This window comes from Pseudomonas veronii (assembly GCF_001439695.1).
Classification (GTDB): Bacteria; Pseudomonadota; Gammaproteobacteria; order Pseudomonadales; family Pseudomonadaceae; genus Aquipseudomonas; species Aquipseudomonas veronii.
The window spans coordinates 136,297-156,066 of the sequence record NZ_JYLL01000001.1; the positions used below are offsets into that span (position 1 = coordinate 136,297).

At 64.9% G+C, this 19,770-nt stretch carries 21 protein-coding genes; 3 read left to right on the forward strand and 18 right to left on the reverse strand.

The window, feature by feature from the left end:
- The first annotated feature begins 28 nt into the window (after positions 1 to 28).
- Complete coding sequence (gene hemE / locus TU80_RS00565) at positions 29 to 1,096, forward strand: uroporphyrinogen decarboxylase (protein ID WP_017849853.1); 1,068 nt, start codon at positions 29 to 31, stop codon at positions 1,094 to 1,096.
- A gap of 198 nt (positions 1,097 to 1,294) precedes the next feature.
- The gene (locus TU80_RS00570) at positions 1,295 to 1,804 is read left to right on the forward strand and encodes a cytochrome b/b6 domain-containing protein (protein WP_057003637.1); all 510 of its coding nucleotides are present in this window, start codon (positions 1,295 to 1,297) and stop codon (positions 1,802 to 1,804) included.
- Positions 1,805 to 1,815: 11 nt separating this feature from the next.
- Here TU80_RS00570 and TU80_RS00575 read toward each other — a convergent pair whose 3' ends face one another.
- A complete protein-coding gene (locus TU80_RS00575; RefSeq protein ID WP_082643792.1) occupies positions 1,816 to 3,084 on the reverse strand; it encodes an MFS transporter in 1,269 nt (422 codons plus the stop codon).
- Between the two features lie 124 nt (positions 3,085 to 3,208).
- Between TU80_RS00575 and TU80_RS00580 the strand changes: the two genes are divergently transcribed.
- A complete protein-coding gene (locus TU80_RS00580; protein WP_057003638.1) occupies positions 3,209 to 4,123 on the forward strand; it encodes a LysR family transcriptional regulator in 915 nt (304 codons plus the stop codon).
- Positions 4,124 to 4,231: 108 nt separating this feature from the next.
- Here the strand turns inward: TU80_RS00580 and TU80_RS00585 are convergent, their stop codons facing one another.
- Genes TU80_RS00585 through TU80_RS00665 form a run of 17 tightly spaced genes read right to left on the reverse strand, consistent with a single transcriptional unit; the run spans position 4,232 to position 19,768 of the window.
- Complete coding sequence (locus TU80_RS00585; protein WP_017849849.1) at positions 4,232 to 4,627, reverse strand: hypothetical protein; 396 nt, start codon at positions 4,625 to 4,627, stop codon at positions 4,232 to 4,234.
- A gap of 27 nt (positions 4,628 to 4,654) precedes the next feature.
- Entirely contained in the window at positions 4,655 to 5,881 is a 1,227-nt protein-coding gene (locus tag TU80_RS00590; RefSeq protein ID WP_046384962.1) for a beta-ketoacyl-ACP synthase, read from the reverse strand.
- Entirely contained in the window at positions 5,881 to 6,609 is a 729-nt protein-coding gene (gene fabG / locus TU80_RS00595; RefSeq protein WP_057003639.1) for a 3-oxoacyl-ACP reductase FabG, read from the reverse strand. Before fabG ends, TU80_RS00590 begins: the two co-directional genes overlap by 1 nt.
- The gene (locus tag TU80_RS00600; RefSeq protein ID WP_017849846.1) at positions 6,606 to 7,067 is read right to left on the reverse strand and encodes a hotdog family protein; all 462 of its coding nucleotides are present in this window, start codon (positions 7,065 to 7,067) and stop codon (positions 6,606 to 6,608) included. Before TU80_RS00600 ends, fabG begins: the two co-directional genes overlap by 4 nt.
- Positions 7,064 to 8,230: a beta-ketoacyl-[acyl-carrier-protein] synthase family protein gene (locus tag TU80_RS00605; RefSeq protein ID WP_057003640.1), complete on the reverse strand. Its 1,167-nt coding sequence runs from the start codon at positions 8,228 to 8,230 to the stop codon at positions 7,064 to 7,066. The genes TU80_RS00600 and TU80_RS00605 overlap by 4 nt, the downstream gene beginning before the upstream one ends.
- A complete protein-coding gene (locus TU80_RS00610) occupies positions 8,227 to 8,709 on the reverse strand; it encodes a hypothetical protein (RefSeq protein WP_046490803.1) in 483 nt (160 codons plus the stop codon). Before TU80_RS00610 ends, TU80_RS00605 begins: the two co-directional genes overlap by 4 nt.
- Positions 8,706 to 9,440 (reverse strand): class I SAM-dependent methyltransferase, encoded by a 735-nt coding sequence (locus TU80_RS00615; protein WP_057003641.1) that lies wholly within the window; start codon positions 9,438 to 9,440, stop codon positions 8,706 to 8,708. Before TU80_RS00615 ends, TU80_RS00610 begins: the two co-directional genes overlap by 4 nt.
- On the reverse strand, positions 9,437 to 10,684 hold the full coding sequence (locus TU80_RS00620) for an NAD(P)/FAD-dependent oxidoreductase (RefSeq protein WP_026140390.1): 1,248 nt from the start codon (positions 10,682 to 10,684) through the stop codon (positions 9,437 to 9,439). Before TU80_RS00620 ends, TU80_RS00615 begins: the two co-directional genes overlap by 4 nt.
- A 33-nt stretch (positions 10,685 to 10,717) precedes the next feature.
- A complete protein-coding gene (locus tag TU80_RS00625; RefSeq protein WP_046384957.1) occupies positions 10,718 to 13,048 on the reverse strand; it encodes an MMPL family transporter in 2,331 nt (776 codons plus the stop codon).
- Positions 13,020 to 13,706 (reverse strand): outer membrane lipoprotein carrier protein LolA, encoded by a 687-nt coding sequence (locus TU80_RS00630; protein ID WP_046490798.1) that lies wholly within the window; start codon positions 13,704 to 13,706, stop codon positions 13,020 to 13,022. The genes TU80_RS00625 and TU80_RS00630 overlap by 29 nt, the downstream gene beginning before the upstream one ends.
- Positions 13,700 to 14,128, reverse strand: a complete 429-nt coding sequence (locus tag TU80_RS00635; RefSeq protein WP_057003642.1) for an acyl-CoA thioesterase — start codon at positions 14,126 to 14,128, stop codon at positions 13,700 to 13,702. Before TU80_RS00635 ends, TU80_RS00630 begins: the two co-directional genes overlap by 7 nt.
- On the reverse strand, positions 14,121 to 15,662 hold the full coding sequence (locus TU80_RS00640; RefSeq protein ID WP_057003643.1) for an HAL/PAL/TAL family ammonia-lyase: 1,542 nt from the start codon (positions 15,660 to 15,662) through the stop codon (positions 14,121 to 14,123). Before TU80_RS00640 ends, TU80_RS00635 begins: the two co-directional genes overlap by 8 nt.
- Complete coding sequence (locus TU80_RS00645) at positions 15,646 to 16,581, reverse strand: lysophospholipid acyltransferase family protein (protein ID WP_057003644.1); 936 nt, start codon at positions 16,579 to 16,581, stop codon at positions 15,646 to 15,648. Before TU80_RS00645 ends, TU80_RS00640 begins: the two co-directional genes overlap by 17 nt.
- The gene (locus tag TU80_RS00650; RefSeq protein ID WP_046384953.1) at positions 16,578 to 17,312 is read right to left on the reverse strand and encodes a glycosyltransferase family 2 protein; all 735 of its coding nucleotides are present in this window, start codon (positions 17,310 to 17,312) and stop codon (positions 16,578 to 16,580) included. Before TU80_RS00650 ends, TU80_RS00645 begins: the two co-directional genes overlap by 4 nt.
- Positions 17,305 to 18,975 (reverse strand): acyl-CoA synthetase family protein, encoded by a 1,671-nt coding sequence (locus TU80_RS00655; RefSeq protein WP_057003645.1) that lies wholly within the window; start codon positions 18,973 to 18,975, stop codon positions 17,305 to 17,307. Before TU80_RS00655 ends, TU80_RS00650 begins: the two co-directional genes overlap by 8 nt.
- Entirely contained in the window at positions 18,972 to 19,517 is a 546-nt protein-coding gene (locus TU80_RS00660; RefSeq protein WP_017849834.1) for a COG4648 family protein, read from the reverse strand. Before TU80_RS00660 ends, TU80_RS00655 begins: the two co-directional genes overlap by 4 nt.
- The gene (locus tag TU80_RS00665; RefSeq protein WP_017849833.1) at positions 19,514 to 19,768 is read right to left on the reverse strand and encodes an acyl carrier protein; all 255 of its coding nucleotides are present in this window, start codon (positions 19,766 to 19,768) and stop codon (positions 19,514 to 19,516) included. Before TU80_RS00665 ends, TU80_RS00660 begins: the two co-directional genes overlap by 4 nt.
- Between the last annotated feature and the right edge of the window lie 2 nt (positions 19,769 to 19,770).

The window sequence follows — 19,770 nt, forward strand, 5'->3', positions numbered from 1 at the left end:
TGCCCGTACTTTTTTTGCGGATGCCGACATGACTGCCCTCAAGAACGACCGTTTCCTTCGTGCCCTGCTCAAGCAGCCCGTAGACGTCACCCCTGTGTGGATGATGCGTCAAGCCGGTCGCTACCTGCCGGAATACCGCGCCAGCCGCGCCCAGGCCGGCGATTTCATGAGCCTGTGCATGAACCCGGAGTTCGCCTGCGAAGTCACCCTGCAGCCGTTGGACCGCTACCCGGAGCTGGATGCGGCCATCCTCTTCTCCGATATCCTCACCATTCCTGACGCCATGGGCCAAGGCCTGTACTTCGAGACCGGCGAAGGCCCGCGTTTCAAGAAAGTCATCAGCACCCTGGCCGACATCGAAGCGCTGCCGATCCCGGACCCGCACAAAGACCTCGGTTACGTGATGGACGCCGTCAGCACCATCCGCCGCGAGCTCAATGGCCGCGTGCCGCTGATCGGCTTCTCCGGCAGCCCCTGGACCCTGGCCACCTACATGGTCGAAGGCGGCTCGTCGAAAGACTTCCGCAAGACCAAGGCCATGCTCTACGACAACCCGCAGGCCATGCACCTGCTGCTGGACAAGCTGGCGCAGTCGGTCACCTCGTACCTCAACGGCCAGATCATGGCCGGCGCGCAAGCGGTGCAGATCTTCGACACCTGGGGCGGCAACCTGTCGGCGGCGGCGTACCAGGAGTTCTCCCTGGCCTACATGCGCAAGATCGTCAGCGGCCTGATCCGCGAACACGAAGGCCGTAAAGTGCCGGTGATCCTGTTCACCAAGGGCGGCGGCCTGTGGCTGGAAAGCATCGCCGATGCCGGTGCGGATGCCCTGGGCCTGGACTGGACCTGCGACATCGGCGACGCCCGCCGTCGCGTCGGCAACCAGGTTGCGCTGCAAGGCAACATGGACCCGACCGTGCTGTACGCCAAGCCAGAAGCCATCTGCACCGAAGTCGGGCGCATCCTGGCCAGCTACGGCAAGGGCAGCGGGCATGTGTTCAACCTGGGTCACGGCATTACGCCGGAAGTGAACCCGGAACATGCCGGCGCGTTCTTGCGCGCGGTGCATGAGTTGTCGGCGCAGTATCACGAGTAACCAGCGTCCCCGCCTGAATCGAGCCCCCGTCTGCCCGGCAGGCGGGGGCTCGTTGCGCTTCAGCTCTTGTTAAGTCCTGCCTTGGTAGTCTGTGGTCTTTAGGACTTATCCTACGGCTGCCGTTGTCCGCCCAAGAAAAAATCCTGCCCAACTTTTCCACTCGCCAGTGATTGGCGTCCGTTGTCAGGTGATCGCTGGATGAATACCGCTGACTATTCAACGTGCCAGAAACTGCTGCATTGGGTTTCGGCCGTCATCATCGTGTGGGCGCTATTGTCAGGTTCTGTCGTGGCGATATTCGCCGTGCCGGCCTCGGTCAAAGCGTGGGTGTTTTTTTTCAATGTGTCATTGACCACCCTGTACATCCCGGTGTTTGTCGTGCGGGTTTATTGCTCCTTTACCCACGGCCTGGATTTTTCCGTCAGGCGTTCACCGCGGGAATACCTGGCGCTATGGGTGCATAAGACCATGTATGTGGTGTTGGCAATGGTGCTGGCAACAGGGGTACTGATGATGGATCGCCCGATCAACCTCTTTAACCTGGTCTCCTTCGCACCGTTTCACGGTGACCTGGCCAGCATCGTCTGGTACTCCCGCGTGCATGTGCTGTCCTGCGTGGCCTTGTTGCTGATGCTGGTGATGCACATCGGCGCCGTGGTTATGCACGAGCGCCGGGGCAAGCGGGTGATGGTGCGGATGTCGTTCTAGGGCGCTGCGCCTCAAGCGGAGGCCAGCGGCGGCAACTTCGCCAACTTCAACGCCACCAGCAACGCGCCGAGCAACAGCGCGACGATAAACCCGCCAATCCCGTTCCACCCGGCCAAATGCCAGAAGAACCCCCCCGTGGTGCCGGCGACGCTTGACCCCGCGTAGTAGCAGAACAGGTACAGCGACGACGCTTGCCCCTTGGCTTTCACCGCGCGACGGCCGATCCAGCTGCTGGCCACCGAGTGCGCGCCGAAGAAGCCGAAGGTGAACACCAGCATGCCGGGTATCACCAGCCACAGCGGAGTGAACAGGGTCAGGCCGATGCCGCCAAGCATCGACACGATGGTGGCCCACAGCACACGGCGGCGGCCGAGGCGGTCGGCCAGCGCGCCGATTTTCGCCGAGCTGTAGATGCCCGAGAGGTACACCAGCGACAGCAGGCCGACCACGGCCTGGCTCAGGTCATACGGGGCGGCCAGCAGGCGATAGCCGATGTAGTTGAACATCGTCACAAACGCGCCCATCAGCAGGAAGGCTTCGAGGAACAACCACGGCAGGCCCGCGTCCTTGAAGTGCATGACGAAGCCGTCCACCAGGCTGCGCGGCTTGAGGCTGCTGGCGCGGAAGTTGCGCGATTCGGGGAGGATTTTCCAGAACACCGTCGCGGCGATCAGGGCCAGGGCGCCGATGATCAGCACGGCGGTGTGCCAGCTGACGAAGTCGATCAATACGCCGATGATCAGGCGCCCGCTCATGCCGCCGATGGCGTTACCGCCGATGTACAGGCCCATGGCCAGGCCGATGTGCTGCGGGTGGATCTCTTCGCTCAGGTAAGTCATCGCCACGGCAGCCAGGCCACTCAGCGACAGCCCCAGCAGCGCGCGCATCAGCAGAATCCCTTCCCAACTCGGCATCAGGCCGCTGGCGATGGTGGATAGGGCGGCACAGAACAACGCGGCGACCATCACCGGCTTGCGCCCCAGGGTGTCGGAAATCGGCCCGGTGATCAGCAGGCCCAGGGCGAGCATCGCCGTGGACACCGACAGCACCAGGCTGCTTTGCGCCGCGTTGATGGAAAATTCGTGGGACAACGCCGGCATCATCGGCTGCACGCAATACAGCAGGGCAAACGTCGCGAAGCCGCCGCAGAACAGCGCCAGCACGGTCCGCATGAACATCGGTGTACCTTTTTCGATGTACGTGTCAGTGAGCTGCTCCACCCTCTTATCCAGGGCAGTCAACGGGACTTCTTGAGCGAATGGAGCGACAGCAGATTTCACGGGGACCTCGGGGAGGAAAAGCCTGCCAGGACCGGCAATGCAAAAAAGAATATAGCTGCCTAATGATTCTTTCCAATATATTGTTCGACCTGTTTGATAGCTTTAACGACCTAATGAGGCTGCTATGGAATTACGTCACCTGCGGTACTTCATCGCCGTCGCCGAAGAGCTGCATTTTGGCCGGGCCGCGCAGGTGCTGGGCATCTCGCAACCGCCTCTGAGCCAGCAGATCCAGGCGCTGGAGCACGAGGTGGGGGCGCGTTTGTTCGAGCGGACCAACCGTCGGGTCGAACTGAGCGAAGCCGGGCGCTTGTTCCTGCACGAGGCGCGACTGGTGCTGGCGCAAGTCGATAAGGCCGCGGATGTGGCACGCCGGGCGCAGTTGGGTGAGCTGGGCGAACTGAAGATCGGCTTCACGTCGTCGGCGCCGTTCAATTCGAGCATCCCCCAGGCGATCTTTGCGTTTCGCCAGGCGTTCCCGGCGGTCCACCTGAGTTTGCAGGAAATGAGCAGCACCGAGGTAGCCGAGTCGCTGGTGGATGAGTCGATCCAGGTCGGCTTGATGCGGCCGCTGCCGTTGCCAGACTCGCTGAGTGTGGTGGAGTTGATGCGCGAACCTCTGGTGGCGGTGCTCAACGCCGATCATCCCTTGGTGCAAGGCAGCGAGCGGGGCTTGCACCTGGTGCAGTTGGCCGAGGAGCCGTTCGTGTTTTTCCCGCGCAGCTACGGCAGCGGCCTCTACGCGCAACTGCTCAACCTGGCCCGCGACGCCGGCTTCAGCCCGCGCTTTGCCCAGGAAGCCGGGGAGGCGATGACGATCATCGGGTTGGTCGCGGCGGGGTTGGGCGTGTCGGTGCTGCCGGCGTCCTACCAGCGCATCCGAATCGATGGCGTGGTCTATCGCACCCTGCTCGACCAGGAGGCGGTGACGGCGGTATGGCTGGTGCAGCGCAAGGGCGCGCAAACGCCGATGGCGCAGGCGTTTGTGGAGTTGTTGACGCGTAAGGCGGCGGTTCGCAGCGCGCTTGGGGGGCGGTGAGTTCAGCTGTGTTTTGCCAGCGCTTGCAGAGCCAGGCAGGACGCGGCGATGACAAGCCCACCGGTTTGTGAAGAGGGCGCCGAACGGCGCCCTTTGTCGTTTCCGGGGTTACTGCATCCCCGCCGAACGCAACCCCGCCATGATGTCCCGATCCAGCATGCTCACCCAACGGTTGTAGTTGCGATGGATCTTGCCGTCCTTGTAGCCCAGGTCGCGGCTGTCGCGGTAAGTGATGGCGTAGCTGTTGCGGGTGTAGCGGATGTCGATGGCGGCGTAGAACTGATTGCGCACGGTGATCTCAGCCTGCACCAGTTGCGGGCTCAGGCGTTGCACGGTCCATTCGCGTTTTTGCAGGGCGGTGACGATCACCTGTTTGACTTGTTCTTCGCTGACCTGGGCACCCGCCGGCAAGTCGTGCTGGGTGTTGAGCACCGGTTTGCTGGTGCAACCGGCGCCGGTCAGCAGGGCCAGGGTGATCAGGGTGGCGCGTAGCAAGGAAGACATTCCGTTTTCTCCAGTTGATGTAAAAAGTCAGGACCAGCGGCGGAAGATCAACGAGGTGTTGACGCCGCCGAAGGCAAAGTTGTTGTTCATCACGTAGTCGTGGTGCATCTCGCGAAACTCACCTTGCAGGTAATCCAGCTCGCCGCACTGCGGGTCGACGGAATCCAGGTTGAAGGTGTGTACGTACTGGTCGCGGTTCATCATCTCGATGCTGAACCACGACTCCAGCGCCCCGCACGCGCCCAGGGTGTGGCCGAGGAAACTCTTCTGCGAGCTGATGGGCATGCGGCTGCCGAACAGGCTGTTGGTGGCCAGGGTTTCGGCGATGTCGCCCTGGTCGGTGGCGGTGCCATGGCCGTTCACGTAGCCGATGACCGAGGGCTCGAGCCCGGCGTCTTCCAGGGCCAGCTCCATGGCGCGGCGCATGGTTTTCTGTTCCGGGCGCGTGGTGTGCTGGCCGTCGGCGTTGCTGCCGAAACCGACAATTTCGGCGTGGATGTGTGCGCCACGGGCCAGGGCATGTTCCAGTTCTTCGAGCACCAGCATGCCGCCGCCTTCGCCGATCACCAGGCCGTCGCGGCCGCTGTCGTAGGGGCGCGGGCTGGTCTGTGGCGCATCGTTCTTCAGGCTGGTGGCGTAGAGCGCGTCAAACACCATGGCTTCGGTGGGGCACAGCTCTTCGGCGCCGCCGGCGAGCATCAGCGGCAGGCGTCCGAACTTGATCGCCTCATAGGCATAGCCGATGCCCTGGCTGCCGCTGGTGCAAGCGCTGGACGTGGGAATCAAGCGCCCGGTGAGGCCAAAGAAGATGCTGATATTCGCCGCCGTGGTGTGGGGCATCATGCGGACATAGGAGTTGGCGTTCAGCCCCTCGGCCACCGAGTTGAGCAGCATGTTGCCGAACGCCTTGATCTCGTCGGTGCTGCCGGTGGACGAGCCGCAGGCCACGCCCATGCGCCCGTCCTTGATCGACTCGTCACCGAGCAAGCCGGCGTCTTTCAGCGCCTGCTCCGCCGCCCACACCGCCAGGCGCGATACGCGGCCCATGCTGCGCAGTTGCTTGCGGGTCCAGTGCGCGGGCACGACGAAGTCGTCGATCGGCCCGGCCAGGCGCGTGTTCAATTCGCTGAAACGGTCCCACTCGTCCATGCGCCGGATGCCGCTGCGGTTGGCGCGAAAGTTGGCGGCGATGGTGTTCCAGTCGCTGCCCAGGGAGGTGATGCCGGCCATGCCGGTTACGACCACGCGCTTCATCAACACAGACCTCCGTTCACGGCCAAGACCTGGCGGGTGATATAGCCGGCTTCGGCCGACATCAGGAAATTCACCGCGCCGGCCACTTCTTCCGGCGTGCCCATGCGCTGCGCCGGGATCATTTTCATCAGCTCTTCGACCGGCACGTTTTCATCGAGCATCGCGGTGTCGATCAGGCCCGGTGCGACGCAGTTGACGGTGATCTTGCGCTTGCCCAGCTCGATGGCCAGGGCCTTGGCCGCGCCGATCAGGCCGGCCTTGGAGGCGCTGTAGTTGACCTGGCCGCGATTGCCGATCAGCCCGGACACCGAGGTGATGCACACGATACGCCCGGCGGCGCGACGGCGGATCATCGGCATCATCACCGGGTGCAGCACGTTGTAGAAACCGTCGAGGTTGGTACGCATCACCACGTCCCAGTCGTCTTCCGACAAGGCCGGGAACGCGCCGTCGCGGGTCAGGCCGGCGTTGAGCACCACGCCGTAATACGCGCCGTGTTGTTCCACGTCGGCTTCGAGGATTGCCTTGCACTCGGCCCGCTCGGAAACGTCGAATTGCAGCACCCGCGCCTTGCGGCCCAGAGCTTCGATCTCGACCTGCACCGCGTCGGCTTCTGCTCGACCGCTGCGGCAATGCAACACGATGTCGTGCCCGGCCTGCGCCAGGCGCAGGGCAATGGCGCGGCCGATGCCACGGCTGGAGCCGGTGACCAGTACGGATTCAGTCATGGCGTTTCGTCCTTCGATTCATCTAAATAGGTGGCCGCCTGGGGCGGTCGAAATACGTTCAAGCGGGCGCTGGCGTGGATACCGTCGCCGGTCAGGTGGCATTCGAACACACCCATGCCGTTGTCGTCTTCCAGGGAGCGCAGGCCGTGGATGGTCAACTCGGCACCGGCCGGGAAGTGCTCCACGTTGCACTCGAACTTACGCGTGCCCAACAGGAAGCCCAGCTCCACCGCCTGGCCGTTCTGGCGCGCGCGGCAACCGGCATAGGCGGCGACGCTTTGCGCCATCAGCTCGATGCCGACCCAGGCCGGCAGGCTGCCGTCGGGGCGGTTGAACAAGCCACCGGGCTTGACGGTGAGGCGGGTGTGAATCTGCTCTTCGTCGAACGACAGCACCTGGTCGATCAGGATCATGTCGCCCGCGTGGGGCAGCAGTGCGGCGAGTGGCCAATCGATCATGGGGCCTCTGCGATAATCAGGCTGACATTATTGCCGCCGAAGGCAAACGAGTTGCTCATCAGGCAGCGTTTTTTCAAGGTGTCACCTCGGCGTGCCCACTGCAAGGCGGGCAGCGCCGGGTCGGCCTGGCCGTCCCATACGTGGGGCGGCAGCCGGCCGTGGGCCAGGCTCAGCCAGCAGAACGCCGCTTCCAGCGCGCCGGCCGCGCCCAGGGTGTGGCCGCTCATCGGTTTGGTCGATGAACAGGCCACGCCGTCGGGGAACAGGTTGGCGACGGCCAGGCTTTCCATGGCGTCGTTGTGTTGGGTGGCGGTGCCGTGCAGGTTCAGGTAGCCGATCTGCTCCGGCTTCAAGCGCGCGCTGGCCAGGGCCTTGCGCATCGCCAGCAACGCGCCTTTGCCAGTGGGCTCCGGCGCGGAAATATGGTGTGCATCGCAACTCGCGCCACTGCCTAGCAGCGCGATGGGGGCGGGCTCGCGAGTCATCAAAAACAACACCGCCGCTTCGCCGATGTTGATGCCGTTGCGGTTCACCGAAAACGGGTTGCAACGCTCGCTCGAGACCGCCTCCAGCGCGGTAAAGCCGTTAAGCGTCAGCTTGCACAGGCTGTCGACGCCGCCGCAGATCACCGCATCGCACAGGCCCAGCTCCAGCAGGCGCCGGGCACTCATCAACGCGCGGGCGCTGGAGGTGCAGGCGGTGGAAATCACATAGGCCGGGCCGCTCAGTTGCAGCCAGTCGGCGAGGAAGTTCGCCGGGGCGCTGAGTTCCTGTTGCTGGTAGTCGTAGTCGTCGGGGAACCGATGATCGCTCAGGTAACGGGCAATGCCGCGACTGGCTTCGTCGATGCCCGAGGTGCTGGTGCCGAGCACAATGCCGACCCGCGCCGCGCCGTAGCGTTGGATCGCCTGGCGGATCTCGCTGTCGATCTGCAACGCGGCTTCGAGCAGCAACTGGTTATTGCGGCTGCTTTGCTGGCCCAGCTCGGGCGGGATGGTCGCCAGTGCGCCCGGTACGCCGGCAACCGGCAACACGCACTCCGGCACCCAGTCGCTTTCGGCGCGCATGCCGGAGCAGTCGCCGGCAAACAGGCTGCGGCTGACGTCGGCCTGGCCGCGCCCGAGAGCGCAGATCACGCCGAGGGCATTCAGATACGCGGTCATCGCGCCATTCCCAGCGGGGTGATGCGATAGCTCAGCGGTTGCCCGCGCATGTTCACGCTGAACACCTCGGATGACTGATAGACGATTTGCCAATGGCCCGGCAGGGTGCGTGTCAGGTCCATCGCTTGGGCGTTCGGGTACAGCGCGCGGAGGTCATCCGCCGAAGTCAGTGCAAACAGCAACGCGGCGAACAGCTCGCGCGCCTGGGGATTGGGCGGCAGCAACCCGTCGGCCTGCCACTGGCCGTCGATCAGCTTCTGTCGGGCCTGAGGGATGCCCAGCGGGTCCATCATCGACCAGCGGATCGCGTTGCCTTCGCGCTGGATCACCAGCAACCAGTCCTGGCTCTGGCCGTCCGCCAGGCGCTGCACGTGCAGTTGCATCGGCAGGGCCAGGGCCGGGTTTTTTGCCGGCAAGGGCGGTTGGCTGGCGCAGGCGCTCAGCAGCAACAGGCAGCCGATCAGCAGCGCACGCATCATGGTGCCGCGCTCGCCAAGGGTTTGCGCGCCACGCAGTTGACCAGGGTTTCTTCGCGCTGGCCCACCGGCGGTGCCTTGCACAGGCCCCAGCGTTCCAGCAGGCCGAAATCGCTGGCCCGGCTCCACCACAGGTATGGGTAGGAGACGTTCTGCGCGCCGAATTCAAAGCCCTGCTCGTGCAGCATCTGCAGGTACTCTTCGGCGCTTTTCTGCACCTGCATGGGGTGGCGGAACAACCAGCGAATCACCCAGGTGTCGATATAGGCTTCGGTGGACTCGGCAAACAGCAGATAGCCGCCGGGCTTGAGGACCCGGTAGAACTCTTTCAATGCACGGTGCTGCTCAACCAGATGATGGAAGGTCTGGTGGCAGAACAGGATATCGACGCTGGCGTCGGCGACGTCGAGGGTGGCGCAGTCGCTGCCGATCAGCTCGACGTCCAGCCCCTGGTGCGCGGCTTCCGCCTTGCTCAGCTCAAGGCTGTGCGGGTCGGCATCCAGCCCGATCAGGCGGGACGGCGCAAACACTTGCTGCAACAGCTTGAAGGATTTGCCCTGGCCGCAGCCGGCGTCCAGCAGTACCGGCGCCACCGGCAGCGGTTCGCTGAACAGGCTGCGCAGGTCGTTGATCGCCACGCGCAACACATGGTGCTGCCAGGTGTGGCTGCGCAGGAACCAGAAGCCGAACTTGGTTTCTTCGACGTAGTTCTTACTCAAGTACTGACTGCTCACACGGCATCCCCTGCACAAATTTCCGACAACATCCGTAACCGCCGCTTGGGCTCGCTGACAAACGGGTTGCGCTCGTCCCAGGCGTAGCCGGCGAGGATCGAACTGATCATCCGGCGAATCTCCGGCGAGCTGCCAGCGTGAAAAATAACATCCTGGAACGTCCCGGCGTACCAGCCTTCGACGTAGCAGCGGAAGGTGTCGACGCCGCGCTTCAACGGCTCGGCAAACTCGCGCTGCCAGTCCACGGTTTCGCCGTTGAGCTGACGATGCAGCACGCCCGCGGCCATGCTCGCCGAACGCATGGCGATGGTCACGCCGGAGGAGAACACCGGGTCGAGGAATTCTGCCGCGTTGCCCAGCAGCGCAAAGCCCGGGCCGTGCAAGGTTTTGACGTTGGCCGAGTAGCCGCCGATGGTACGCGCGGGGGTGTCCCACACGGCGTTCTGCAGCACGCTGCTGAGGCTTGGGGTTTCGTCGATGAACCCGCGCAGGCACGCGTCCAGGTCGTTGTCGCGGCCGGCAAAATGTTCCTTGGCCGCCACTACGCCCACGGAGCAACGGCCGTTGCTGAACGGGATGGTCCAGAACCAGATGTCGCGCTGGGTCGGGTGGGTCGTCACGAGGATCTTGGTGCGGTCGAAGCCTGGGTGTTCGATGCGGTCCTCGACATGGCTGAACACCGCCTGGCGCAACGGGAAATCCGACGGCGCTTCCAGGTCCAGCAGGCGCGGCAGGACGCGGCCGTAGCCGCTGGCGTCGAGCACGAACTTGGCTTTGATGTGGTACTCGCTGCCGTTCTCCCGGCGCACATGCAGGTAGTGGGTTTCACCGCTGAAATCCACGCCGACGATGGTTTCGCCGTAACGGATGTCGACGCCTTGCAGCGCCGCCTGATCGGCCAGCAACTTGTCGAACTCGCCGCGCTGCACCTGGAAGGTGGTCGGCTTGCCGTGGCTGAACGTATCGCCGAAATCAAACGCACTGTAGCGCTCGCCCCAAGCGAATGCGGCACCGGTTTTCACCTGGAAACCCGCCGCCTGCACGGCGTCGAGCATGCCGGCCTCTTCGATAAAGTCGATGCAGTGCGACAGCAGGCTTTCACCGATCGAAAAGCGTGGGAAATGCTGGCGCTCGATAATCAATACATCATGCCCTTTACGCTTTAACAGCGCTGCAGCGATGGCACCGGACGGGCCGGCACCGATCACCACCACCTGGCGACGTTCCATTTCAACTATGGGCACGAGGGCTCCTTGCCGCTTTGGCGATAATCACATTCATGAGGCGTGCTTCTGTCGGCCGGCCCAGGGCGCCAGCATAAAGCTGAAGGCCAGGCCCAGGCTGACCGACAGGCCGAAATTACTCACCGCGGGTGTACTCGACAGCGCCAGCAGGCCGAACGACAACCAGGTCGTCAGTGCCGCCAGCAGTGTTCCTAATAGGCTGACCGCAGGCCCGCCGATCTGTTCACGCATCAGGATCGCGTAGTCGACGCTGATGGCGGTGACCAGCAGCAGGCCGAACAGGCTGAACAGCGTCAGCGGCTGGCCCAGCCAACCGAGGCTGGCCAGGCTGCACAGCGCGGCCAGCAACGGCAGGGCGACGATGCGCAGCGCGCCGCCAAAGCCGAAGGGCACGATCAGCAACAGCACGATCAGCCCGCACGACATCAACTTCAATTCAGCCGCGCTGATCTGCGTGGCGGCGAACACCCGGTTCAACTCCCCCAGGCGATCCACCAGTTGCACCCCCGGCAAATCCGCGGCCTGCACCTGCAGCAGCGCCGGGTCGCTCAAGCCTTGCAGGCTGATCATGGCTGCCACACCGCCGTCGACCGGGCCCAGCCACAGCGTGCGCCAGGGTTCGGCCAGCGGCCCGAGCAGTGCAGCGTCGATGTCTTGGGTGGGCAGCGCTTGCAGTTGAGCGACTTCGGCTTGCAGCGCGCCGACGGGCACGCCGAGGTCGAGCAGCGGTTGCCAGTGCGCGGGAAGTGCATTCAGCGCCTCGCGCAGCTGTTGTTGCTCGGCGGGCAGGTTGACCAGTTGGTTCAGCGCCAGATAACCCTGGAGCTTGTCCATATTCACCAGCTGTTCCAGGCGCTGGCCCAGGGCGGCCTGGCGTTCCAGCAACTGCTGCTGATTGTCGGCGCGCACCAGGAAGAACTGGCTGGTGGGTTGGAACCCGGTGATCCGCGCCACGGCCTGGGCTTCCTGCAGTAATTGCGGCGGGGCGCCGATCCACTGGCGCAGATCGTTTTTACTGTTCAACTGCCACAAGCCGCCGGCGCAAAACAGCAGCACCCACACCAGCAGCACCGCGCTCGGCACGCGCTTGATCAACCCGGAACGCATCAGCCACAGGCGCTCGGCGATGTGCAACGGCCATTGCGCCGGGCGCAGGTCGACACCCTTGAGCAGCGCCGGCAACAGGCACACGGCCGACAGGTACGCACCGACCAGGCCGGCAGCGGAGAATACGGCGATCTGGGTCAGCGCCGGGAACGGCGTCCAGGCCAGCGCCAGGTAACCGATGCAACTGGTCGCCAGGCTCAGGCTCAGGCCCGGCAGGGTCAGGCGCAACGCCGGCCAACTGCGCCACGGCTGCAGGCTCCAGCTTTTCGACAAATAGTGCAGCGGGTAGTCCACCGCCACGCCGATCAGGCTGGAACCGAGCACCAGCGTCATCACATGCATATGCCCGAACAGCGCCACACAGGCCACCGCGCCGAACAGCATGCCCACCAGCACCGGCACGAAGGCCAGCAGCACGCGCCAGCGGCGGAACGCCAGGAGCAACAGCAGCAGAATGCCGAGGGTGGCGCCGCCGCCGACCCAGGTGATTTCGCGGCTGGCTTGCTGTTGCCCGCTGGCAGCGTAGAGCAAACCGCTGGCCGCGAGCAGTTGCGCACCGTGCTCGGTGGCCTGGGCGCGACTGGCCTGGAGCAGGTCCGCGACCTGCAGCGGCAGTTTCATATCGAAGGCATTGCCGGTGGTGCGCGCACGCAACAGCACCCAGCTCTTGCCGTCGGCATCGGCAATCAATGCGCCGCTGCCGATATCCAATTGCACCGCGCCGCTCTGCGGCTGGCTGTTCTGAATGCGTCCGGTCAGGCCCAGCCAGTCGTCCTGGCTCGGCACCAGGCTGAACCCGGTGAACGGGTCGAACAGCGCTTGCACGCGCTGCTGGATGAAGGCGTCGGGGTGGTCGATCAGTTGCTCGCGGTCCTTGGCCGCGAGCATCGACAAACGCCCGCGCAACAATTGCGCGCGCAGTGCCGGCAGGTCGGCTTGCAGGTTCCATTGGACCTTTTCAAACAGGCCGCTGGCTTGCCAGCGCGCGCCCAGTTGCTCGGCCACGTTGACCGCTTGCTGGCGGTCGGCGTGCCCCACGAGGACCAGGATTTCGCGGTTCAACGGTTCCTGCATGCGCTGTTCGGCTTGCAGTTCGAGGGCGTCCGGCGTGTTGCCCGGCACCAGTTCCATCAGGTTGGCCGACAACGGCGCGCCATGGCGCCATTGCCAGCCGGCCAGGGCCAGCACGGCCACCAGCAGGGTCAGGAACAGGCGCGGCAATAAACGCTCACTGGGCAAAGTCGTGTTGCTCCGCATCGCTCAGGGGAAGGTCGGCGCTGCTGTCCTGCATGCGCAGCACGGTGCTGTCGCCCTGGGTTTCCAGCAGTTCGATGCTGTGGACCAGCGTGCCGCCGTCGATATTGATCTGCTTGAACACTTGCTTGAGCAGCAGCGAGCGCGGGGTCAGCGTCAACTGCCACTGCTCGGCTTCGCCCTGCAGTTGCAGGTCGAAGTCACGCTGCAAGCCGCTGCTGTCGCCCTGCAGCACGGCGAGGAACAGGCGGTTCTGCTCGGCCCCGGCGCTCTTGTTCGGCAGCGTCTGCCAGCCGTTGGCGTCACGCCGCGCAATGCCTTGGGTACTGATGCGGTAATCCTGTTGCAGCGGGGTTTTGAGCAGCCACAGCAGGCCGTGGTCTTTGGCCAGGACGAAGGTGCCTTTGCTGACCAAGGGCTGCGGCAGGGCGCGCAGGTGTTTTTCCTGGATGAAGCTGCCGTGGATCACGCTGGGTTTGGCCAACTGATCACTCAGTTGCTGTAAGTCGAACCCATGGGCCGCCGCCGAAAAACCAAACAACGCGAACACTGTAGGAGCGAGCTTGCTCGCGAAAAACCTGAGGGCACCGCGGGGTGTCAGGTGGCCAGCGTTATCGTTGACGATCTTCGCGAGCAAGCTCGCTCCTACAGGGGTCAGCATTTCAGGGCCTTTTCGATCGCGTCGATGAAGACGGTAGGGGACGCCAGTTGCATCTCGCGGCTGGCGATTTGTACCGCTACTTGTACCGTGCTGGCACGGGTCAGGCGCTCGCCGCTGGTACGGTCGGTGATCAGGTAATTGACCTTCAAGCGGTTCTCCCACTCCACCAGGCTGGCGCGCACGTTGAGCGTCTGGCCGAAGGTGGCGCCGCGCACATAGCGCAGTTGCATGTCGATCACCGGCCAGGCGTAGCCCGACTCGAGCATCGCTGCGTAGTTATGGCCGATCTTGTCGAGCAGGGCGCAGCGGGCGATTTCCAGGTACTTCACGTAGTGCCCGTGCCAGACCACGTTCATGGTGTCGATGTCGAAAAACGGCACGAGGATTTCAGTGTCGCAATGCAACACGCCCGGGCTACGCATGCAGCCTCCAGTGTTGCTCGGCGATGCGTTTGAGGCACAGGCGCAGCTCGCCTTCGAGGGCGCGGTCTTCGATCACCGGCGGGAAGTCCTTGGCCAGCTCGCTGTGCATCGCTGCCAACGCCGGCGGCAATGGGCGCGCCTCGGCGGCCTGGGCGCGCAGCCACACGCCCTGGTTGGCGGCGAGCAGGGTGGCGGCGGCGACCTGTTCGGTCAGCTCCAGCACACGGATCGCATCGCGGGCGGCGATGGTGCCCATGCTCACTTTGTCCTGGTTGTGGCACTCGGTGGAGCGTGAAAACACGCTGGCCGGCATGGTGTTCTTCAGCGCTTCGGCGGTCCAGGCGCTGGTGCCGATCTGCACTGCCTTGAAGCCGTGGTTGATCATCGCGCGGTCGGCCGGGGCGCCGGACAGGTTGCTCGGCAGGCCGTGGTTGTAACGCACGTCCACCAGCAGGGCGAGCTGGCGGTCGAGCAGGTCGGCGACGTTGGCCACCAGGGTCTTGAGGCTGTCCATGGCGAAGGCGATGTGCCCGCCGTAGAAGTGCCCGCCGTGCAGCACGCGCTCTTCTTCGGCGTCGATGATCGGGTTGTCGTTGGCGCTGTTGAGTTCGATCTCGATGAACGAGCGCAGCCAGTTCAGGCTGTCGGCCAGCACGCCGAGAACATGGGGCGCGCAACGCAGCGAGTAGCGGTCCTGCAAACGGTGCAGCGGCGCAGTCGGCGCATCGATGGCCAGGTCTTGGCGCAACCACGCGGCGACTTGCATCTGCCCCGGGTGCGGCTTGGCGGCGAACAGGCGCTCGTCGAAGTGTTCCGGGTTGCCTTGCAGCGCCACCACGTTCAGCGCGGTGATGCGCGTGGCCAATTGCAGCAGGTAATCGGCGCGGGCGAAGGCCAGGCAGGCGAGGCCGGTCATCACGGCGGTGCCGTTCATCAGTGCGAGGGCTTCCTTGGGCCGCAGGACCAGCGGCGCCCAGCCCAGTTCGCGGTGGACGTCGATGGCCTGGCGGCGTTCGCCACGGAACAGCACGTCGCGTTCGCCGGAGAGCGTCGCGGCCACGTAGGACAGCGGCGTCAGGTCGCCGCTGGCGCCCACCGAGCCTTCTTCCGGGATCAGCGGCAGCACGTCGTGTTCGAGGAACGCGTGCAGGCGTTCGAGCAGTTCCACGCGCACCCCGGACACGCCGTGGCACAGCGACTGCAAACGCGCCGCGAGCACGGCGCGGGTGGCTTGCGCGTCGAGCAACTTGCCCAGGCCGCAACCGTGGAAGGTGTACAGGTGCCGCGGCAGGGCTTCGACGTGCTGCAACGGCACCGCCACCACGCACGAGTCGCCATAGCCGGTGGTCACGCCGTAGATCACGCCTTCCTTGTCCAGCAGCGAGTCGAGGAACTGCGCGCCCTTGGCGATGCGCTGGCGATACGCGGCATCATCCTGCAAGTGCGTGGGCGCCTGACGATTGGCCAGGGCCAATACGTCTTCAATGCGCAAAGCGCGTTCGCCAAACGTTACCGGCTCAAGATGCGTCGTCATCGGTCTTCCAGAAAGGGTAAAAGTTGAACCATTGTTGGGGCGCTTCCAGGCAGAACTGGCCCAGGCGTGCGGCGTAGCGTGCGGTCCACAGGGCGATGACCTGCTCGCGGGTGCTGCGTTTCCATTCGATCAGTTGGGCAAACGGTTCGATGCTCAGGCGATAGCGGCCCTGGTGCTTGAGGCACATCAGCAGGTTGACCGGGCATTTCAGCAGGCCGGCCAGCAGCCACGGGCCCTGGGGGAAGGCAGCGTCATGGCCGAGGAAGTCCACGCGCACCGTGCGCCCGCCGTGCAGTGGCACGCGGTCGCCGGCAATCGCCAGCCATTCGCCGTCGTCCAGGCGCTGGCTGAGCAGCAGCATGGTCGCCGGGTCCAGCTCGCTGACCTGGATCAGGCGCAAATGGGTCGCGCCGGCTTCGCCCAGCAGGCGGTTGAAGCGTTCGGCGTGCTTGGTGTGGACCAGCACGTTCATGGTGACTTTTTCGCCGATCTCCGCGAGCGCGCGGCACACTTCGAGGTTGCCCAGGTGCGCGCCCACCAGCATCTGCCCGCGTTCGCCGCGCAGTTGGCCGCGCAATTGCGCCGGGTCGTGGATTTCGATCTGCTCGATGCGCAGCTTGCCGTTCCACACGTCGAGCTTGTCCAGCAGCGCATCGGCAAATGCCATGAACTGGCCGAAGACTTTGCGCCGGGTCGGGCGCAGTTCATCGCGGCCGCTCCATTGCGCCAGACGCTGCTGGTATTGCCAGGTGCTCTGGCGCGCGGTGCGGCCGAACAGGAAGAAGTACAGCACGATGCCGTACAGCAGCGGGCTCAACAGCCGGCGCCCGAGCAGCCTGGCGGCGACTGCGGTGAGTTTCATCAACCAGAAACTGCCACGCTCTTCGCGGTCGGCCCAGTGTTTGCTGCTGTCGCTCATGCCTGCCACCGTCGCCACAGAATCATCGGTGCGCGCACCAACATGCCGAAGAACAGCCGGGTGTGCATGGCCGAGATACGCACGTTGTCGCGGAACAGGCGGAAGTGCGACAGGCCGTCGGCGGGGTAATGCACCTTTGTCGGCAGCCAGCGCATCGGCTGGTTGCGCCAGGCCAGGCGCACCAGGATGTCCGAGTCGAAATCCATGTGGGTGCCGATGTAGGCCGAGTCCATCAGGGCCAGGGTCGGCACCAGCGGGTACACGCGAAAGCCGCACATCGAATCGCGAATCTGCAGCGACAGGGTGTTGATCCACACCCACACGTGGGTCAGGTAGCGTGCGTACAGGCGGCCCTTGGGCACGCTGTCGTCGTATTCGGGGTAGCCGCAGATCACCGCCGTGGGGTGTCGGCGCGAGGTGTCGATGAAGCTCTCGACTTCGCGCAGGTCATGTTGGCCGTCGGCGTCCACTTGCAGGGCATGGGTGAAGCCCAGGCGCGCCGCTTCGCGAAAGCCGGCCATCACCGCGCTGCCCTTGCCTTGGTTGTTCGGCAGGGTGAGCAGGCTGACGTTGTCGAGGGTCGCCAATTGCGCCAGCACCGCCGCGCACGCCGGGCTGCTGCCATCGTCCACCAACAGGCATGGCAGGCCGCTGTCGAGCAGGCTGTGGACCACGGCCGGCACGGCGGTTTCATGGTTGTAGACCGGGATCAGGGCGCAGGGGTTATGCATGCGCAGGCTCCAGTTGAATCCGGCCACTGGAGCAGGCCGCGACGCCGTTGCGGTAGGCGAAATACAGCTTGCCGCGTTGCGGGTCGAAGCGCAGGTGCAGTTCGACGTGGTCGCCGGGGCGCACCAGTTGCTGGAACTTGAGCACTTCCATGCCGGCAAAGGTCGCCGGCAGGTCGAGCAGTTGCTGGCCGAGGTTGAACGCCCACTCGACCTGCACCACGCCCGGCAGCACCGGCGTCACCGGGAAGTGGCCGCTGAAGTAGGCCAGGTCCGGCGGGATGCTCAGTTGCAAGGTCCATTCGCCATCGGCTTCGACTTGCTCCAGCACCTCCGGGGCTTTCGGCCGGGGCGCCAGCAGCAGCGCTTCGATCTCGGCCTGGGGCAGCTTGCCTTGGCTGTTCAGCGGCAACTGTCGCAGTAAGCGCCAGCGACGCGGCAAGGCCAGGGCTTCGCAGTGCTGGCTCAAGTGTTGGCGCAGGGTTTGCGTGACGGTACGCCGGCCCTGGTTGCGCAGGGCATGCAGGCCGTCGGCGCTCAGCACCACGAGGGCGCCGAGGCTGGCGCGGTTTTCCTGGACCACGCCCAGGCGCGTTTCGGCGACCCAGGGGTGCGCCATCAGGGCCTGTTCGAGCATGGGCAGGGAGATACGTTTTTCTTCCAGTTTGACGATGCGATCCAGGCGCCCGAGCAGCTCGAAGCGGCCGTCGGCATGCAGGCGGGCGGCGTCGGCGGTCTGTTCGATATGCCCGGCGGGCAGGTACGGCGAGGCAATACGCAGGGCACCGTCGGCGTCCTGGCTCAGTTCTACCCCGGCGAACGGCTGCCACGGCTGCGCGCCTTGGCGCCAGGCAATGCCGCCGGTTTCCGAGCTGCCGAGGATTTCCGTCGGCCATTGTTGCAAGCGTTCGTACAGGCTGGCGGCCGCGTCGATGGGCAGGGCGCCGCCGGAGGAGAACACCCGCGACACTCGGCTCAGGGCCGGCCAGTCGAGGTTGTCGCCCATCCGCTTGAGCAGCGCCGGGCTGGCGACCCAGGCGAACCGTGGGTGCTCGCGGCTGGCGCGCTGCAAATCCTCCGGGAAGGCCAACTGGCGGCGCACGAAGCTGCGGCCGGCGCACAACGGCCACAGCACGCGGAACAACAGGCCGTAGATGTGTTGGGTGGCGACGCTGCCGATGATGCAGGCGTCGTTGAGGTCCGCGCCCCACAGCGTTTCCAGGGCCTGCACCTCGTTGGCCAGCTGGCGCAGGGTCTTGTCGATGCGCTTGGGTTCGCCGCTGGAGCCGGAGGTACACAGGCTCAATTGGCACGCATCCAGGTCGAGGGCGGCCGGGCTCAACGGCGCCTGATACAACGCGTCCAGGTCCGCGGCGTCGGTCAGCCAGGTGTCGACGGCGTCGGCCCAGCGTTGGCGAGTCTGCGGTTGCAGGTCGGCGGGCAGCAACACGCCGACCCCGGCGCGCCAGGCTCCCAGCAGGGCGATCGCCAGCAGGCCGGCGTCTTCCAGATGCACCGCCACGCGCTGGATACCGCGCGCGTGCAGGCCTGCCGCCAGGCGCAGGGATTGCTCCCACAGCTGGGCGTGATTCATCGCAGGCTCGGTGGTGACCAAGCGCTGTTCCAACGGCTCAAGCAGCAGGTGCTCAAGTTTCAACCCATTCATACGCGGCCTCGAACCCTTTGTCGTACCAGCCATTCCACGGCAAACAACAGCCCCATCAGCCCGTAGGCGATCAGGCCGTTGTACAACGTCCACCAGCTCAGCGGCGCCCACAGGGTGAGGGCGGCGGCCAGCAGGCCATTACACAGAAAAAACACGCTCCACACCACGGTGACCTGGCGCGTATACACAATGGCTTTCGGCGGCAGTTGCGGGTCGGTCATGCGTGCCAGGCGCTCGACCATCGGCGGGCCGTATTTCAGGCTCAGGCCGAACAGCGCCAACATGAACGCGCTGACCAGGCTCGGGTACCAGCGCAGCAGGTGCGGGTTGTCGAACCAGGCCAGGGCCAAGCAGAACAGGATGATCGCCACCGCCATCCAGCGGCTGCCGGGGCGCCGCGCACCCGTGAGCGCACGCAGCAACCACAGGCTGCCGAGCAGCAGGCCGAATTGCCACGGTGCAAAGTGCTCGGTGCCGTAATACACCGCGAAAGGGTACAGCAACCCCGCCAGCAACAGGCCAAGGCCGATCAGCCGGCTCATGCGGCCGGTTGGACCAGACGGTACACCGCCTCAACCACGTCGTTCACGGTACGCACAGCCTTGAACTCTTCGGCGGCGATTTTTTTGCCGGTCTGGCGTTTGATGTGGTCGATCAGGTCCACGGCGTCGATGCTGTCGATTTCCAGGTCCTGGTACAGGTTGGCTTCGAGGGTGATGCGTTCAGGTTCCAGTTCAAACAGTTCCACCAAGGCAGCGCGCAGGGTGTTGAAAATATCGTCACGAGTTTGCATGG

Excerpts from the sequence above, each read along its gene's own strand:
- TU80_RS00625 (WP_046384957.1), bottom strand. The coding sequence starts at position 13,048 with ATGCGGAGCAACACGACTTTGCCCAGTGAGCGTTTATTGCCGCGCCTG.
- TU80_RS00600 (WP_017849846.1), bottom strand. The coding sequence starts at position 7,067 with ATGATCGATTGGCCACTCGCCGCACTGCTGCCCCACGCGGGCGACATG.
- TU80_RS00585 (WP_017849849.1), bottom strand. The coding sequence starts at position 4,627 with ATGTCTTCCTTGCTACGCGCCACCCTGATCACCCTGGCCCTGCTGACC.
- TU80_RS00570 (WP_057003637.1), top strand. The coding sequence starts at position 1,295 with ATGAATACCGCTGACTATTCAACGTGCCAGAAACTGCTGCATTGGGTT.
- TU80_RS00650 (WP_046384953.1), bottom strand. The coding sequence starts at position 17,312 with ATGCATAACCCCTGCGCCCTGATCCCGGTCTACAACCATGAAACCGCC.
- TU80_RS00660 (WP_017849834.1), bottom strand. The coding sequence starts at position 19,517 with ATGAGCCGGCTGATCGGCCTTGGCCTGTTGCTGGCGGGGTTGCTGTAC.
- TU80_RS00590 (WP_046384962.1), bottom strand. The coding sequence starts at position 5,881 with ATGAAGCGCGTGGTCGTAACCGGCATGGCCGGCATCACCTCCCTGGGC.
- TU80_RS00655 (WP_057003645.1), bottom strand. The coding sequence starts at position 18,975 with ATGAATGGGTTGAAACTTGAGCACCTGCTGCTTGAGCCGTTGGAACAG.
- TU80_RS00605 (WP_057003640.1), bottom strand. The coding sequence starts at position 8,230 with ATGACCGCGTATCTGAATGCCCTCGGCGTGATCTGCGCTCTCGGGCGC.
- TU80_RS00630 (WP_046490798.1), bottom strand. The coding sequence starts at position 13,706 with ATGCTGACCCCTGTAGGAGCGAGCTTGCTCGCGAAGATCGTCAACGAT.
- TU80_RS00610 (WP_046490803.1), bottom strand. The coding sequence starts at position 8,709 with ATGATGCGTGCGCTGCTGATCGGCTGCCTGTTGCTGCTGAGCGCCTGC.
- TU80_RS00580 (WP_057003638.1), top strand. The coding sequence starts at position 3,209 with ATGGAATTACGTCACCTGCGGTACTTCATCGCCGTCGCCGAAGAGCTG.
- TU80_RS00645 (WP_057003644.1), bottom strand. The coding sequence starts at position 16,581 with ATGAGCGACAGCAGCAAACACTGGGCCGACCGCGAAGAGCGTGGCAGT.
- hemE (WP_017849853.1), top strand. The coding sequence starts at position 29 with ATGACTGCCCTCAAGAACGACCGTTTCCTTCGTGCCCTGCTCAAGCAG.
- TU80_RS00640 (WP_057003643.1), bottom strand. The coding sequence starts at position 15,662 with ATGACGACGCATCTTGAGCCGGTAACGTTTGGCGAACGCGCTTTGCGC.
- fabG (WP_057003639.1), bottom strand. The coding sequence starts at position 6,609 with ATGACTGAATCCGTACTGGTCACCGGCTCCAGCCGTGGCATCGGCCGC.
- TU80_RS00635 (WP_057003642.1), bottom strand. The coding sequence starts at position 14,128 with ATGCGTAGCCCGGGCGTGTTGCATTGCGACACTGAAATCCTCGTGCCG.
- TU80_RS00665 (WP_017849833.1), bottom strand. The coding sequence starts at position 19,768 with ATGCAAACTCGTGACGATATTTTCAACACCCTGCGCGCTGCCTTGGTG.